The 14140-nt window shown below is 39.0% G+C and carries 16 protein-coding genes; 15 read left to right on the top strand and 1 reads right to left on the bottom strand.

Going from position 1 to position 14140, the window contains the following annotated elements; genetic code table 11:
• The 15 genes from DBU79_RS05670 to DBU79_RS05600 are packed head-to-tail and all read left to right on the top strand — an operon-like array spanning position 1 to position 12757.
• Complete coding sequence (locus DBU79_RS05670; RefSeq protein ID WP_154411815.1) at positions 1 to 1137, top strand: amidohydrolase family protein; 1137 nt, start codon at positions 1 to 3, stop codon at positions 1135 to 1137.
• Positions 1122 to 2351, top strand: coding sequence for an aminofutalosine deaminase family hydrolase (gene mqnF, locus DBU79_RS05665; protein ID WP_154411814.1), 1230 nt, complete (start codon positions 1122 to 1124; stop codon positions 2349 to 2351). Before DBU79_RS05670 ends, mqnF begins: the two co-directional genes overlap by 16 nt.
• 60 nt (positions 2352 to 2411) lie before the next feature.
• Positions 2412 to 2654: a nuclease gene (locus tag DBU79_RS05660; protein WP_154411813.1), complete on the top strand. Its 243-nt coding sequence runs from the start codon at positions 2412 to 2414 to the stop codon at positions 2652 to 2654.
• 9 nt (positions 2655 to 2663) lie between these two features.
• Positions 2664 to 3977 (top strand): tRNA (N6-isopentenyl adenosine(37)-C2)-methylthiotransferase MiaB, encoded by a 1314-nt coding sequence (gene miaB / locus DBU79_RS05655; RefSeq protein ID WP_154411812.1) that lies wholly within the window; start codon positions 2664 to 2666, stop codon positions 3975 to 3977.
• Between the two features lie 38 nt (positions 3978 to 4015).
• Positions 4016 to 4669, top strand: a complete 654-nt coding sequence (locus DBU79_RS05650) for a lysophospholipid acyltransferase family protein (RefSeq protein ID WP_000053527.1) — start codon at positions 4016 to 4018, stop codon at positions 4667 to 4669.
• Entirely contained in the window at positions 4662 to 5642 is a 981-nt protein-coding gene (locus DBU79_RS05645; protein ID WP_154411811.1) for a hypothetical protein, read from the top strand. Before DBU79_RS05650 ends, DBU79_RS05645 begins: the two co-directional genes overlap by 8 nt.
• The gene (locus DBU79_RS05640) at positions 5632 to 6165 is read left to right on the top strand and encodes a hypothetical protein (RefSeq protein ID WP_001860438.1); all 534 of its coding nucleotides are present in this window, start codon (positions 5632 to 5634) and stop codon (positions 6163 to 6165) included. The genes DBU79_RS05645 and DBU79_RS05640 overlap by 11 nt, the downstream gene beginning before the upstream one ends.
• A complete protein-coding gene (locus tag DBU79_RS05635; RefSeq protein ID WP_154411810.1) occupies positions 6162 to 6701 on the top strand; it encodes a hypothetical protein in 540 nt (179 codons plus the stop codon). Before DBU79_RS05640 ends, DBU79_RS05635 begins: the two co-directional genes overlap by 4 nt.
• Positions 6702 to 6717: 16 nt before the next feature.
• A complete protein-coding gene (locus DBU79_RS05630) occupies positions 6718 to 7116 on the top strand; it encodes a YkgJ family cysteine cluster protein (protein WP_001150505.1) in 399 nt (132 codons plus the stop codon).
• 36 nt (positions 7117 to 7152) lie between these two features.
• Positions 7153 to 8448 (top strand): tetratricopeptide repeat protein, encoded by a 1296-nt coding sequence (locus DBU79_RS05625; RefSeq protein WP_154411809.1) that lies wholly within the window; start codon positions 7153 to 7155, stop codon positions 8446 to 8448.
• Entirely contained in the window at positions 8436 to 8993 is a 558-nt protein-coding gene (locus DBU79_RS05620; protein WP_154411808.1) for a beta/alpha barrel domain-containing protein, read from the top strand. The genes DBU79_RS05625 and DBU79_RS05620 overlap by 13 nt, the downstream gene beginning before the upstream one ends.
• Before the next feature lie 55 nt (positions 8994 to 9048).
• A complete protein-coding gene (locus DBU79_RS05615; RefSeq protein ID WP_000055463.1) occupies positions 9049 to 9303 on the top strand; it encodes a YfhL family 4Fe-4S dicluster ferredoxin in 255 nt (84 codons plus the stop codon).
• A 9-nt stretch (positions 9304 to 9312) separates the two neighbouring features.
• Positions 9313 to 10767: a Ppx/GppA family phosphatase gene (locus tag DBU79_RS05610; protein WP_154411807.1), complete on the top strand. Its 1455-nt coding sequence runs from the start codon at positions 9313 to 9315 to the stop codon at positions 10765 to 10767.
• On the top strand, positions 10764 to 11774 hold the full coding sequence (gene waaC / locus DBU79_RS05605) for a lipopolysaccharide heptosyltransferase I (protein WP_154411806.1): 1011 nt from the start codon (positions 10764 to 10766) through the stop codon (positions 11772 to 11774). The genes DBU79_RS05610 and waaC overlap by 4 nt, the downstream gene beginning before the upstream one ends.
• Entirely contained in the window at positions 11771 to 12757 is a 987-nt protein-coding gene (locus DBU79_RS05600; RefSeq protein WP_154411805.1) for a lipid A biosynthesis lauroyl acyltransferase, read from the top strand. The genes waaC and DBU79_RS05600 overlap by 4 nt, the downstream gene beginning before the upstream one ends.
• A 257-nt stretch (positions 12758 to 13014) precedes the next feature.
• On the opposite strand, the gene tgt is transcribed toward DBU79_RS05600, so the two are convergent.
• Positions 13015 to 14130: a tRNA guanosine(34) transglycosylase Tgt gene (gene tgt / locus DBU79_RS05595; RefSeq protein WP_154411804.1), complete on the bottom strand. Its 1116-nt coding sequence runs from the start codon at positions 14128 to 14130 to the stop codon at positions 13015 to 13017.
• Between the last annotated feature and the right edge of the window lie 10 nt (positions 14131 to 14140).

Below are 14140 nucleotides of genomic sequence, written 5' to 3'. Positions count from 1 at the left end.
ATGCTGTTAAAAAACGCTTCGTTTTATGATGGTGAGGTTTTAAAAAGAGCGGATATTCGCTTAAAAGATTCCCTCATCGCAGAGATTAAAGAAAACTTAAGCCCTATTAAAAATGAAGAAGTGATTGAGTGCGCGGATTTATTCGTGCTACCAAGCTTCATTGATTTGAGCGTTACTGGTTTGGAGGGTTATGAAAATTTAAAACAAAAGGCTTTTAAAGGGGGGGTAGGGTTACTCAATGTTTTTAATTGCGATCAAAGCGGCATTAAAAATATTATGGCGGTTAAAAACAACCAACTAGCCGACATCGCTACGCTTAAAAATAAAGGAGGGGAAATTTTAATCGTGCAATCTGACGCTTTTTTAGAACTCATCAGCCATTACGCTAAATCCTACAACTTGCCTCTTTTAATCTCTTTAGAAAATTCTTTTGAAGCCCTAAATAGTGGGGCATTAGCCTATGAATTGGGGCAGAATTTTGTAGAAAATGCGTTTGAAAACACGTGCTTGGTGCGTTTTATGGAAGTTTCTAGAGCGTTACAAACCCCTATGCTTTTGGATAAAGTGAATAGCACCGCCACGCTCAAACTCATCAAAGCCTTTAACAATTTAGGAGCGCACCTGCAGGCCCAAACGCCCTTAAGCCATTTAATTTTAGATGAGAGCGTGTATGAAGATTATGAACCCAGATTTAAAATCGCCCCTCCTTTAAGGGATAAAGAAAGCCAAAACGCCCTAAAAGAGGCTCTAAAGAATGATGAAATCGCCATGCTCACAAACCTTCATGTTTTTAAAAACTCTAACGCAGAGCTTTTTGAAGAAAGCGCTTTTGGGTGTGAGAGCATAGAGGACGCTTTTAGCGTGGCTTATACTTTTTTAGTTCAAAAAAAGGTTATCAGCTTCCAACAGCTCATTAAAGTCATGGCGACTAATCAAGCGAGATTTTTAAAACTCAATGCAGGCGAGGTTAAAGAAAAACAATTAGCCAATCTCATGATTGTGGATTTGAACGCCCAAACAAGAGTTAATAATCAAAATTCACCCTTTTATGGTTTAGAATTATATGGCGAAGTTCAAAGAATGATCTTAAAAGGGCAAACCACATTGATTAAGGAGAATGCATGCAAGAAATCATAGGAGCGTCTTTAGTTTTTTTATGCAATGAAAAATGCGAAGTGTTAGAAGATTATGGCGTGGTCTTTGATGAAAAGATTGTTGAAGTGGGCGATTACAAAAGTTTAACGCTTAAATACCCCCACTTAAAGGCGCAGTTTTTTGAAAATTCCGTTCTGTTGCCCGCTTTTATCAACGCACACACCCATTTTGAATTTTCCAACAATAAAGCGAGTTTTGATTACGGGAGTTTTTCTGGCTGGTTAGGGAGCGTGTTAAACAATGGGGGGGCGATTTTAGAAAATTGCCAAGGGGCTATTCAAAACGCCATCATTACGCAATTAAAAAGCGGGGTGGGGAGCGTGGGAGCGATTTCTAACCACCTGATAGAAGTTAATTTATTAAAAGAAAGCCCCTTGAGTGCTGTCGTGTTTTTAGAGTTTTTAGGGAGTAGCTATTCTTTAGAAAAACTAAAAGCGTTTGAGGCCAAATTTAAGGAATTAAAAGATTTGGAAGACAAAAAGCTTAAAGCGGCTCTGGCTGTGCATGCCCCTTATTCGGTCCAAAAAGACATGGCTTTAAGCGTCATCCAATTAGCCAAAGATTCACAAAGCCTGCTTTCTACGCATTTTTTAGAATCGTTTGAAGAGTTAGAATGGGTAGAAAATTCTAAAGGGTGGTTTGAAAATTTTTACCAGCATTTTTTAAAGGAGTCTAATTTCAAATCGCTCTATGAGGGCGCGAACGATTACATTGACATGTTTAAAGACACGCACACTTTATTTGTGCATAACCAGTTCGCTTCTTTGGAAGCGTTAAAAAGGATTAAATCTCAAGTCAAAAACGCTTTTTTAATCACATGCCCCTTTTCTAACCGCTTGTTGAGTGGGAAAGCGTTGGATTTAGAGAGAGCTAAAGAAGCCGGTTTGAGCGTGAGTGTGGCCACTGATGGCTTGAGTTCTAACATTTCGCTGAGCCTTTTAGACGAATTAAGGGCGTTCTTGCTCACCCATAACATGCCGTTATTAGAATTAACTAAGATCGCTCTTTTAGGAGCGACTAGGCATGGGGCTAAAGCTTTAGCTTTAAATAATGGCGAGATAGAGGCCAACAAAAGGGCGGATTTGAGCGTGTTTGGTTTTAATGAAAAATTCATTAAAGAGCAAGCGATTTTGCAATTTTTATTGCATGCTAAAGAAGTGGAGCGCTTGTTTTTAGGGGGGAAAAGAGTGATCTAATTTGTTTTAAAGACAGAATGCGTTAAAATGGGAAATCTAAATCAATTAAGGAAAGAGTCAATGAAATTAGTTTTAGCCAAGAATACGAGAAAATCAGACGCTAAGAGCGTGGAATTAGAGGATTTGTATCACAAATTTAGTGAAGATAAGCGTTCTATTTTCTATTTTGCCCCCACAAACGCCTATAAAGACATGCTCAAAGCGGTGGATTTTTTCAAAGAAAAAGGCCATACGGCTTATTTAGATGAGGTGAGGGTCAGCACTGATGAAAAAGATTTTCTTTATGAATTGCACATTATTTAAAGGCTTGTATTGAAAGTTTATATTGAAACCATGGGTTGTGCCATGAATTCTAGGGATAGCGAGCATCTACTAAGCGAACTATCCAAACTGGATTATAAAGAGACTAGCGACCCTAAAACAGCGGATTTGATCTTAATCAACACTTGCAGCGTACGCGAAAAACCCGAAAGGAAATTGTTTTCAGAAATCGGCCAATTCGCTAAAATCAAAAAACCCAACGCCAAAATCGGGGTTTGCGGGTGCACTGCAAGCCACATGGGAGCGGATATTTTGAAAAAAGCCCCAAGCGTGAGCTTTGTGTTAGGGGCTAGGAATGTGTCTAAAATCTCTCAAGTGATCCATAAAGAAAAAGCGGTTGAAGTGGCGATTGATTACGATGAAAGCGCGTATGCGTTTGAATTTTTTGAAAAAAAGGCTCAAATCCGATCGTTACTCAACATCTCTATAGGTTGCGATAAGAAATGTGCTTATTGCATTGTCCCGCACACTAGAGGCAAAGAAATTTCTATCCCTATGGATTTGATTTTAAAAGAAGCTGAGAAATTGGCGAATAACGGCACTAAAGAGCTCATGCTTTTAGGGCAGAATGTGAATAATTACGGCGTTCGTTTCAGTAGCGAGCATGCGAAAGTGGATTTTAGCGATTTGTTGGATAAATTGAGCGAAATCCAAGGCATTGAAAGGATACGATTCACTTCGCCTCACCCCTTGCACATGAATGATGCATTTTTAGAACGCTTTGCCAAAAACCCTAAGGTGTGCAAGAGTATCCACATGCCCTTACAGAGCGGATCTAGCGCGGTGTTAAAGATGATGCGAAGAGGTTATAGTAAAGAGTGGTTTTTAAATAGGGTGGAGAGGTTAAAAGCCTTAGTGCCTGAAGTGGGTATCAGCACGGATATTATCGTGGGCTTTCCTAATGAGAGCGATAAGGATTTTGAAGACACGATGGAGGTGCTAGAAAAAGTGCGCTTTGACACGCTCTATAGTTTTATTTACTCCCCGCGCCCTTTCACTGAAGCGGGAGCTTGGAAAGAAAGAGTGCCATTAGAGGTTTCATCTTCAAGGTTAGAGAGGTTGCAAAACAGGCACAAAGAAATTTTAGAGGAAAAAGCCAAGTTGGAAGTGGGTAAAACGCATGTGGTGTTGGTGGAAAATAGGCGTGAAATGGATAATCAAATCGTGGGTTTTGAAGGGCGTAGCGATACGGGGAAATTCATTGAAGTAACTTGTAAGGAAAAAAGAAATCCGGGCGAGCTTGTAAGAGTGGAGATTGTTTCTCACTCCAAAGGGCGCTTGATAGCGACCGCTAAAGGCAACTAATAAAGATAACCAATGAAGAGCGGGTTTAAAGGCGAGAATTGAGCTTAAAATTTTTCAGGAAAAATATCGTTTTAAAGGTTGTCCCACGCTTGGCGTTTGGAGTCCTTTGGTTGTTGCATAAAACTTGTAAAAACCGCTATTTTTTAGCTCAAAATTTAAAAGAAAAACCCTTTATTGTAAGCTGTTGGCATGGGGAGCTTGGCATGATCGGGTTTGCGTATTTAAGGCTTCAAAAACCTTCTGTTTATGTGATCGCAAGCCAGCATTTTGACGGCTCTATTGCGGCGGGTTTGTTTGAAAGCTTTGGTTTTAAAAACATTAGAGGTTCTAGCAAAAAAGGGGGGGTTAAGGTTTTGATAGAAGGGCTTAAGCGTTTGAAAGAAGGTTGCGATGTCGCTATCACTCCTGATGGCCCCAAAGGCCCACGACACAGCATAGCGGATGGGGTGATCGCTTTGGCTCAAAAATCAGGCGTGGGGATTAGCGCTTGTCGGGTGGTTTGTAAAAACGCATGGCGATTGAACACTTGGGATCAATTTGAAATCCCTAAGCCTTTTAGCGAAGTGCATTATCACATGCTAGAATCTGTGATTATCCCTAAAGAATGGGAGCTTTCAAAGGCTAAAGAATATTTAAAGACGCGCATGGATTCTGTTGGATTTGAAGAATCTCAAAGGGGTTTGGGTGCTTAAAGGGTTAAAAAAAGCGTTCAAAGAGAGGTTTTGCTCTCAAGTGTATATTTCTTTTAATGTGGATCACAATCTTTTATCCGCTCAAATTTTAAGGATCAAAAACCACCGCATTAAAGAGAAATTTTTTAAAACTTTTGAAACTAAAGTGGAGACTAAAAATGGTGAAGTCCCCATTCAAGCCTTAAAAATCGCCAGAACTTATAGCCAAAAATACCCCTACACTTATTTTAGCGCGATGAGTAAAGCTAAAGAGGTTTTATGCGAAAAGCAGGCGTTTGAACAAATCAAACGAGAAAATCAAGATTATCAGGCTTGTGAAGTCAATCAAAAGTATTGCGTTTATGTGGAATCTAAGGATTTTTTAAAAGATTTCAAGCGTTTTAAAATCCAGGATGTGGATTTTTTGTTTTCGCCTTTTAGCCTTATTTATGATTTTGTGCACGATAGATTAGAAGAAAAGCCGTTGTTGTATTTGCTTTTGGAGCGTTCAAGATTTTATTTTTTGATTGCGGATAAAAAAGAGATTTTTTTAGCCAAATCCGTGTTTTTAGAAGAACAACCTGAAGAGTTTATAGAGAGCAAGGAAGAGGATTCTATGGAGATGGATAATGAGGCTGTGAATTTGTTTTTGAGTGAAATCCAAGAAGATATTGACAGCCTTGAAGAAGCGATAGGCCTAGATAGCAGTAAGGATAATAGCGAAAAAAATGAAGACGCTTATAGTTTGATTGAAGGCATGACGAATATCCCCCTAATTGCAGGCGTTTTGCAAGAGGGATTGCGCAGCGTCTATCATTCTAGAGATATAGACTTTGTAGAAAAAGTGGTTGTTTTAGACAGCTGTCAAATCCACCAAAAAGCCTTAATGCATTTGCAAGAAACTTTGATGATAGAAGTGGATAGGCTTGATTTTTCTTTAGTGGAGCGCTTGAATGTTTTAGCGTGCATGGAGAATGAAAAGCATGCGTTTTAGCTACATTGAGCCAAGAGCGAAACACCTTATCAGCAAGCTTTCTAAAATTTGGGTTTTTTACATTTTTTTATCTTTTGTAGTAATAGGGGGGTTAGTGTGGTTTATGCATAACGCTATTAAAAACACTCAAAACAATGCGTCTGATTTGACGATCCAAGAAAGGCTTTATCGCCATGAAATCAGCCGCTTGCAGGTTAAGACTGATGAAACCTTAAAACTCATTAAAGAAGCCAAAAAGCGTTTGAATTACAATGATGATATACGAGATGTTTTGCAAGGGCTTTTAAATATTGTGCCAGATCTCATTACTATTAATAGCATTGAAATAGACCAGCAAAGCGTGGTGGTTAGTGGTAAAACCCCTTCTAAAGAAGCCTTTTATTTTTTGTTTCAAAACAAACTAAACCCCATTTTTGATTATTCTAGGGCGGAATTTTTCCCCTTAAGCGATGGGTGGTTTAATTTTGTTTCCACCAACTTTTCTAATTCCTTACTGATAAAAAACCCGGAGTCTATTAAATGAAGCCATTGCATTTTTCACACCTAGACAGAGAGCAATCAGGCGATGTGGGGTTTATCATTAAAAACCTCGTTTTTTTAGGGGTTTTTTCCTTATTGGGTTGGTTGAATACCGAGTATTTTCTATGGCCTAGCATGCTAGAATTGAAAAAAATCCTTTTAGAAGAAAATCGTAAAAAAAGCGTTTTAGAATACGCGCAAAGGCATTTTGAAACAGCTCTAACCAATTACCGCAATCAAAAAGAAACAGGCGAATCCTTATTAAAGATTTTTAACGATGAAGAGTCCAGGCGGATTTTAGAAAAGATTTTAAAAAAATGTTTTGACGCCTATAAAATCAAACCCTTGCTCTCTCAAAACCCCTTTCAAAAAACCCAATTTTTTATCATGGCCAGAGCGAGCGAATTAGAAAAGACCTATCTTTTTTTCACCTTAATCAACAAGTATTTACCGAGTGCTCAAAGCCAATTGCCTTTAAAAATCTCTAAAGATGATGAAGGGTTGTTGGTGCAATTTAGCGTGAGTATTGATCTCCAATAGGATTAGGGGTAGTTTAATGCAAGATTTTGATTTTAGTTTTAATCATAAGGCATGCGAGGGTTGTGGGGCAAAGTGTTGCGTGGGGGAAAGCGGGTATATTTTTTTAAATATCCAAGAAATGCAAAAAATTAGCGCTTTTTTAAAATTAGAATTAGAAGAATTTAGTCAAAAATATGTTAAAAAGGTAGGGTATAAGTTCTCTTTATTAGAAAAAGACGCTAAAGAGTTGGGTTTGGCGTGCGTGTTTTTGGATTTAGAAACCAAAAAATGCCAGATTTATAGCGTGCGCCCTAAACAATGCCAAACTTTTCCTTTTTGGGAGGGCGTGAAAACTTTCTCTAAAGAGCAAAAAGAAGCTTTTTGTCAAAGCTGTCCGGGCATTACACAAAAAACCAAAGAAACTAAAGTGCACTAAAATTCACTTCAGTGATACAAAAAAGGAAATAAAATAATGGATATTCAAATAAAGAAAAGATTTTTAGCAAGTTTATTGCTTTTTAGCCTATTTTCTTGTCTTAACGCTGAAACCCTTTCAGAAGATCATCAAATCCTATTGAGTTCAGACGCTTTCCACAGAGGGGATTTTGCTAGCGCTCAAAAAGGCTATATGAATCTCTATAAGCAAACCAATAAGGTGGTGTATGCTAAAGAAGCGGCCATTTCAGCGGCGAGTTTAGGGGATATTAAAACCGCTATGCATTTAGCCATGCTCTATCAAAAAATCACCAATAATCGTAATGATGTTTCTATCAATAAGATTTTAGTGGATGGCTATGCGCAAATGGGGCAGATTGATAAGGCGATTGAACTGCTGCACAAAATCCGTAAAGAAGAAAAGACCATAGCCACAGACAATGTGTTAGGGACTTTGTATTTGACTCAAAAGCGTTTGGATAAGGCTTTCCCGCTATTGAATAAGTTTTATAACCAAGTGCATGATGAAGACAGCCTAGAAAAACTCATTACAATCTATTTTTTGCAAAATCGTAAAAAAGAGGGCTTGGATTTGTTGCAATCTCATATAGACAGGTATGGTTGCTCAGAGCAATTGTGCCAAAAAGCGCTCAACACTTTCACGCAATTTAACGAGCTTGATTTGGCTAAAACGACTTTCGCTCGTTTGTATGAAAAAAACCCTATTGTTCAAAACGCCCAATTTTACATAGGGGTATTAATCTTGTTAAAAGAGTTTGATAAGGCCCAGAAAATCGCAGAATTATTCCCTTTTGACAGGCGTTTGTTGTTGGATTTATACACCGCGCAAAAAAAATTCGCTCAAGCTTCCAAACAAGCTTCTTTGATCTATCAAGAAAAAAAAGACCCTAAATTCTTAGGATTAGAGGCGATTTATCATTATGAAAGCTTGAGCGCGAAAAATAAAAAACTCACCAAAGAAGAGATGCTGCCTATCATTCAAAAATTAGAGCAAGCCACCAAAGAGCGCCAAGCTTGGCTTGCTAAAACTAAAGATAAAGAAGACGCACAAGACGCTTTCTTTTATAATTTTTTAGGGTATTCCTTAATAGATTATGACATGGATATTAAAAGGGGCATGGATTTTGTGAGGAAAGCCTTAGCGTTGGATTCTGGATCAGTGCTTTATTTGGATTCTTTAGCATGGGGTTATTACAAATTGGGGAATTGTTTGGAGGCTAAAAAAATCTTTTCTAGCATCGCTAAAGAGTCTATCCAAGCCGAACCCGAATTAAAAGAGCACAATAAGATCATTCAAGAATGCAAGAAATAGGGATTTTAGAAAATTTACAAAAAAGCTTAGCCTTAAAAGAGGGCATGCTTTCTTATGAAATGTTAGGTAAAAGCCTGTCGTATAACCCTTACTTGCCTAGAGTCATTTCTCAAATTAAAGATTGTGTTTTTGTAACCCCTGATGAGGTTTTAGGAAAGCTTTTGGAAGAAAACACCCGCACAGAATGCGTCATTGTCAATTTCAAAGGATTATACGAAATAGGCGCACCAAGCGTGTTTGATTTAGAAGTTTTAGGGTTATTGCGCCGCCATGCGAGCTCTTTGATTGTCCATCAGGATCTTTTCATCAGCCATTACCAGCTTTTAGAATCGCTTGTTCAAGGCTCTGATGGGGTCATTTTAGATGAAGAGCTTTTGAAAGAAGATTTAAAGGGCATGGTAGGATTCGCTTGGCGTTTGGGCTTAAGCGTGTTTGTAGAAACCCACAAAAAAGACTACACCCATTTAAAAGATTTAGGGGTTTTAGGCGTGCTAGAAAAAGTCCCCCATTCTCAAAATCAAAAAAAAATAGTTTTTTTAGATTGAATTTTAAGCTAATTTAGAGTAAAAATCGTATTCAAACTTTTAAAAGGAGTTAGTCATGTCATTATTGGTGAATGATGAATGCATTGCGTGCGATGCTTGCAGAGAAGAATGCCCTAGTGAGGCGATTGAAGAGGGCGATCCCATTTATAATATTGATCCAGACAGATGCACAGAGTGTTACGGGTATGATGATGATGAGCCTCGTTGCGTGAGCGTATGCCCTGTAGATGCGATTTTACCGGATCCTAACAATGCAGAGAGCAAAGAGGAATTGAAATACAAATACGAAAGCTTAAAAGAGCAAGATTAAAGGCTAGCAATGGCTAAAATCACAACCGTGATTGATATAGGATCTAATTCGGTGCGTTTGGCTATCTTTAAAAAGACGAGCCAGTTTGGGTTTTACTTGCTTTTTGAGACCAAATCTAGGGTTAGGATTTCAGAGGGCTGTTATGCGTTTAATGGGGTTTTACAAGAAATTCCCATGCAAAGAGCCATTAAAGCCTTGAGCGAATTTAAGGAAATCGCCCTTAAATACAAAAGCAAAAAAATCTTATGCGTAGCGACCTCAGCGGTGCGCGATGCCCCTAATCGGCTGGAGTTTGTAGCGAGGGTGAAAAAGGCTTGCGGTTTGCAAATCAAAATCATTGACGGGCAAAAAGAAGCGCTCTATGGCGGGATTGCGTGCGCGAATTTGTTGCATAAAAATTCAGGGATCACGATAGATATTGGAGGGGGTAGCACGGAGTGCGCGTTGATTGAAAAGGGCAAGATTAAGGATCTCATCTCGCTTGATGTTGGCACGATTCGCATTAAAGAAATGTTTTTAGACAAAGACTTAGATGTCAAAACCGCTAAAGCCTTTATCCAAAAAGAGGTTTCTAAACTGCCCTTTAAGCATAAAAACGCCTTTGGGGTGGGAGGGACGATCAGGGCGTTGAGTAAGGTATTGATGAAACGCTTTGATTACCCTATTGATTCTTTGCATGGTTATGAAATAGATGTGCATAAAAATTTAGCGTTCATTGAAAAGATTGTTACGCTCAAAGAAGATCAATTACGGCTTTTAGGGGTGAATGAAGAGCGTTTGGATAGTATCAGGAGCGGGGCGTTGATTTTACTAGTCGTTTTGGAGCATTTAAAAACTTCTTTGATGATCACCAGCGGCGTAGGGGTGAGAGAAGGCGTGTTTTTAAGCGATTTATTGCGCCACCATTACCACAAATTCCCCCCCAATATCAACCCCTCTCTAATCTCTTTAAAAGATCGCTTTTTACCCCATGAAAAGCACAGCCAAAAGGTCAAAAAAGAATGCGTGAAATTGTTTGAAGCCTTATCGCCTTTGCATAAAATAGATGAAAAATACCTTTTCCATTTAAAGATTGCGGGGGAATTAGCGAGCATGGGTAAGATTTTAAGCGTCTATTTAGCCCACAAGCACAGCGCGTATTTTATTTTAAACGCTTTGAGTTATGGCTTTAGCCACCAGGATAGAGCGATCATTTGCTTATTGGCGCAATTCAGCCATAAAAAAATCCCTAAAGATAACGCTATCGCCCACATGAGCGCGATGATGCCAAGCCTTTTAACCTTACAATGGCTGAGTTTCATCCTTTCTTTAGCCGAAAATCTGTGCCTGACAGACAACCACCATCTAAAATACACGCTAGAAAAAAACAAGCTTGTGATCCATTCTAATGACACGCTTTACTTGGCTAAAGAGATGCTCCCTAAACTCGTTAAGCCCATTCCTTTGATGATAGAGTTTGCTTGAAGATAGCGATTGTCAGGCTTTCAGCGCTTGGGGATATTATCGTGAGCGCGGTGTTTTTAGCGCTGATTAAAGAGCGTTTTACTAACGCTCAAATAGAATGGTTTGTGGATGAAAGATTCAGTGCGATTTTAGAGCATTCCCCTTATATTGATAAATTACACCCCATCGCTTTAAAAAGCACGCTTACGACCTTTAACCCTTTGAAGATTTTCAAACTTTTTAAATCTTTAAGGGCTTATGAATACGATATAGTCATTGACATGCAAGGCCTAATCAAATCCGCTCTCATCACTCAAATGTTAAAAGCCCCTAAAAAAGTCGGCTTTGATTACGCTTCGGCTAGGGAGGGTTTGAGCGCGTTTTTTTACTTGCAAAAAGTTTCTATCGCTTATAATGAGCCTATTTTAAAGCGCAATTTCACACTCCTTTCTCATGCCCTAAACTTGCCCAAAAAAGAAATTTCAGAGGGCTTAAGCTCTAGATCTAAAGTGTTTTCTTACCAAGATTCTCCAAAAATTGATGCGTTAAATTTGAATAAAAATAAGCCAAAAATCCTTTTTGTTTTAGAAACTTCTAAAATCAATAAAACTTACCCCATAGAGCGTTTTAAAGAGCTGGCGTTAGCGTTAGAAAATTTTCAAATTTGCTTGCTATGGCATGCTGATGAAGATAAGGCTAATGCGCTTTATGGCGCTTTAAAAAACCAGCGCGATGTGTTATTGCTCCCTAAACTCACTTTAAACGAGATTAAGGCGTTGCTCTTTAAAATGGATTTGATCATTGGGGGCGATACGGGTATCACGCATTTAGCATGGGCGTTGCAAAAACCCAGCATCACCCTTTATGGCAACACGCCCATGGAGCGTTTTAAATTAGAAAGCCCGATCAATGTTTCGCTCACCGGTAATTCAAACGCTAGCTATCATAAAAAGGATTTTTCTATCCAAAACATAGATCCTAAAAAAATTAAAGAATGCGTTTTAAACCTTTTAAAGGAAAAAGAATGACTTACAAAGAACGACTCATACACGAAAAAATATTAAACAAAGACGACAAGGGTTTTAAAACAGAACTGCGTATTTTGAGTATTTTTATTGTGGAATCTTTAGTGAATATTCTGGGGTTTATGTTGGCTAAAATGCCCCATTCGTGGTTTTTAAGGTGCATTAAAGCTGTGGCGTGGCTGATGAGAACCTTTGATAGGCACCGTTATTTTGACGCTAAAGCCAATTTGGATTTTGTGTTTGGGGATTCTAAAAGCGAAGAAGAGAAAAAAAGGATCATTAAAAAGGGTTATGAAAATTTTGCTTTCATCATTTTAGAAACCATTAGAGTGATCTTTATCCCTAAAGATGAATACGACGCTCGTTTCACGCTCATCAATGAAGAGAATGTGTGGAAGTCCTTAAACAAGGAAGGCCAAGCGATCACTTTATGCATGCATTTTGGCTATTGGGAAGCGGTAGGCACGACTTTGGCGCAATATTATGAGGATTATGGTAGGGGGTGTTTGGGGCGTTTGACTAAATTTGCCCCTATCAATCACATGATCATGAGCAGGCGAGAGGCGTTTGGGGTGCGTTTTGTCAATAAAGTGGGAGCGATGAAAGAACTCATTAAAATGTATAATCAAGGCAATGGCCTTGTGGGGATTTTAGTGGATCAAAATGTTGCGCCTAAAGATGGGGTGGTGGTGAAATTCTTTAATAAAGACGCTACGCACACCACGATCGCTTCTATTTTATCGCGCCGCTACAATATAGACATCCAGCCGGTATTCATTGATTTTAATGACGATTATTCGCATTATACAGCGACTTATTATAAAAGTATCCGCTCTCAAATCACCGATAACGCTGAAAACGATATTTTAGAATGCACGCAAGCCCAAGCGAGTTTGTGCGAAGAGGTGATTAGAAACCACCCGGAAAGTTATTTTTGGTTCCACAGGCGTTTTAAAAGCACCCACCCTGAGATTTATCAAAGATAGGGTTTTGTTATCCTTGAATGGATACTCAAAAACTTACCTTACATTTTTTCAAAAAATAGGGTTTTTAAATTTAATTTTTATAGCAAAAACTCACTTCCTTAAGGGGATAGTGGGTATTTTGCGATAATACCCCCTTAACCCCCTTAAGAAACCCCCTAACCCCCAAGACCGCTTTTTTAAAAAGTTATCGCTTGCTCACGCAAGCTCTTTGTCATTGATTGTAAAAAATGCTTTTTAGTATTTTTACATTTTACCACTCAATGCGAACAAGAGTGGTATTTCTCTAAAAATTCTTTTTTAAAACTCAAAAACTGCTTTTCTAAAATAGCGTTTCTGGCGTTCTTCACCAGCTTTAAATAAAAATGCAAATTGTGCAAGCTGGCTAAACGAGCGTAAGTGAGTTCTTTAGCCCTAAAGAGATGGTGCAAATAGGCTTTAGAATAGCGTTTGCAAGCATAACAAGCACAATTTTCTTCAATAGGGGTATCATCCAATTTATAGGGCGCGTTTTTGATAGAAATTTTTCCAGAATGCGTGAAAAGGGTGGCGTTTCTGGCGTTTCTGGTGGGCATCACGCAATCAAACATGTCCACCCCTAAACTGATAGCGTCTAGGATATTTTCAGGCGTGCCTACGCCCATTAAGTAGCGAGGCTTGTCTTTGGGGAGTAAGGGGGCGGTGTGCGCGATCGTTTCTAGCATTTCATCTACGCTTTCCCCCACCGCTAAACCGCCTATAGCGTAGCCATCAAAACCCCCATGCGTTAATCCCACGCTAAGACTACGCATTTTCAAATGCGTGCCGCCCTGGATAATGGCAAAAAGGTTGTTGTTGGGGCGGTTTTTTTCTTTGTGGTATTCTAGGCTAAGATTCGCCCATTTAGCGCTTCTTTTAATGGATGCTTCAAGGCGCTTTAGTGGAGCGGGCAAGCCTACTAAATCGTCTAAAACCATCATAATATCGCTATTCAAAGAATATTGAATGTCTAAAACTTTAGTGGGCGTGAATAGATGCTTGCTCCCATCAATATGGGATTTAAAAACGATCCCGTCTTCTTGCAATTTGACATTATCGCTCAAACTAAAGGCTTGAAACCCTCCACTATCGGTTAAAAAACTCCCATGAAATTGAGCGAAACGATGCAAACCCCCTAATTGTTCAACCACTTTCTCACCCGGTCTTAAATACATGTGATAGGTGTTGGCTAAAATGAGTTTAGCGCCTAAAATTTCTTGCATATCCATAGCGTCTAAAGATTTGATGCAGCCTTGCGTGCCTACAGGCATAAAAACGGGTGTCTCTACTTGAGAATGGGCCAAATTTAAAAGACCAGCTCGCGCGTTATCATCAGTAGCTTGGAGTTGAAAATCCATCGTTTAAGCC

The organism is Helicobacter pylori (genome assembly GCF_009689985.1).
Taxonomy (GTDB): Bacteria; Campylobacterota; Campylobacteria; order Campylobacterales; family Helicobacteraceae; genus Helicobacter; species Helicobacter pylori_CG.
This window is presented reverse-complemented; position numbering and strand designations above follow the sequence as displayed.

Bases quoted from the DNA above. Each gene is read 5' to 3' on its own strand.
- DBU79_RS05610 (WP_154411807.1), top strand. From the start codon at position 9,313: ATGGCTAAAATCACAACCGTGATTGATATAGGATCTAATTCGGTGCGT.
- DBU79_RS05670 (WP_154411815.1), top strand. From the start codon at position 1: ATGCTGTTAAAAAACGCTTCGTTTTATGATGGTGAGGTTTTAAAAAGA.
- DBU79_RS05630 (WP_001150505.1), top strand. From the start codon at position 6,718: ATGCAAGATTTTGATTTTAGTTTTAATCATAAGGCATGCGAGGGTTGT.
- DBU79_RS05615 (WP_000055463.1), top strand. From the start codon at position 9,049: ATGTCATTATTGGTGAATGATGAATGCATTGCGTGCGATGCTTGCAGA.
- DBU79_RS05660 (WP_154411813.1), top strand. From the start codon at position 2,412: ATGAAATTAGTTTTAGCCAAGAATACGAGAAAATCAGACGCTAAGAGC.
- DBU79_RS05600 (WP_154411805.1), top strand. From the start codon at position 11,771: ATGACTTACAAAGAACGACTCATACACGAAAAAATATTAAACAAAGAC.
- DBU79_RS05620 (WP_154411808.1), top strand. From the start codon at position 8,436: ATGCAAGAAATAGGGATTTTAGAAAATTTACAAAAAAGCTTAGCCTTA.
- tgt (WP_154411804.1), bottom strand. From the start codon at position 14,130: ATGGATTTTCAACTCCAAGCTACTGATGATAACGCGCGAGCTGGTCTT.
- mqnF (WP_154411814.1), top strand. From the start codon at position 1,122: ATGCAAGAAATCATAGGAGCGTCTTTAGTTTTTTTATGCAATGAAAAA.
- DBU79_RS05635 (WP_154411810.1), top strand. From the start codon at position 6,162: ATGAAGCCATTGCATTTTTCACACCTAGACAGAGAGCAATCAGGCGAT.
- DBU79_RS05625 (WP_154411809.1), top strand. From the start codon at position 7,153: ATGGATATTCAAATAAAGAAAAGATTTTTAGCAAGTTTATTGCTTTTT.
- DBU79_RS05640 (WP_001860438.1), top strand. From the start codon at position 5,632: ATGCGTTTTAGCTACATTGAGCCAAGAGCGAAACACCTTATCAGCAAG.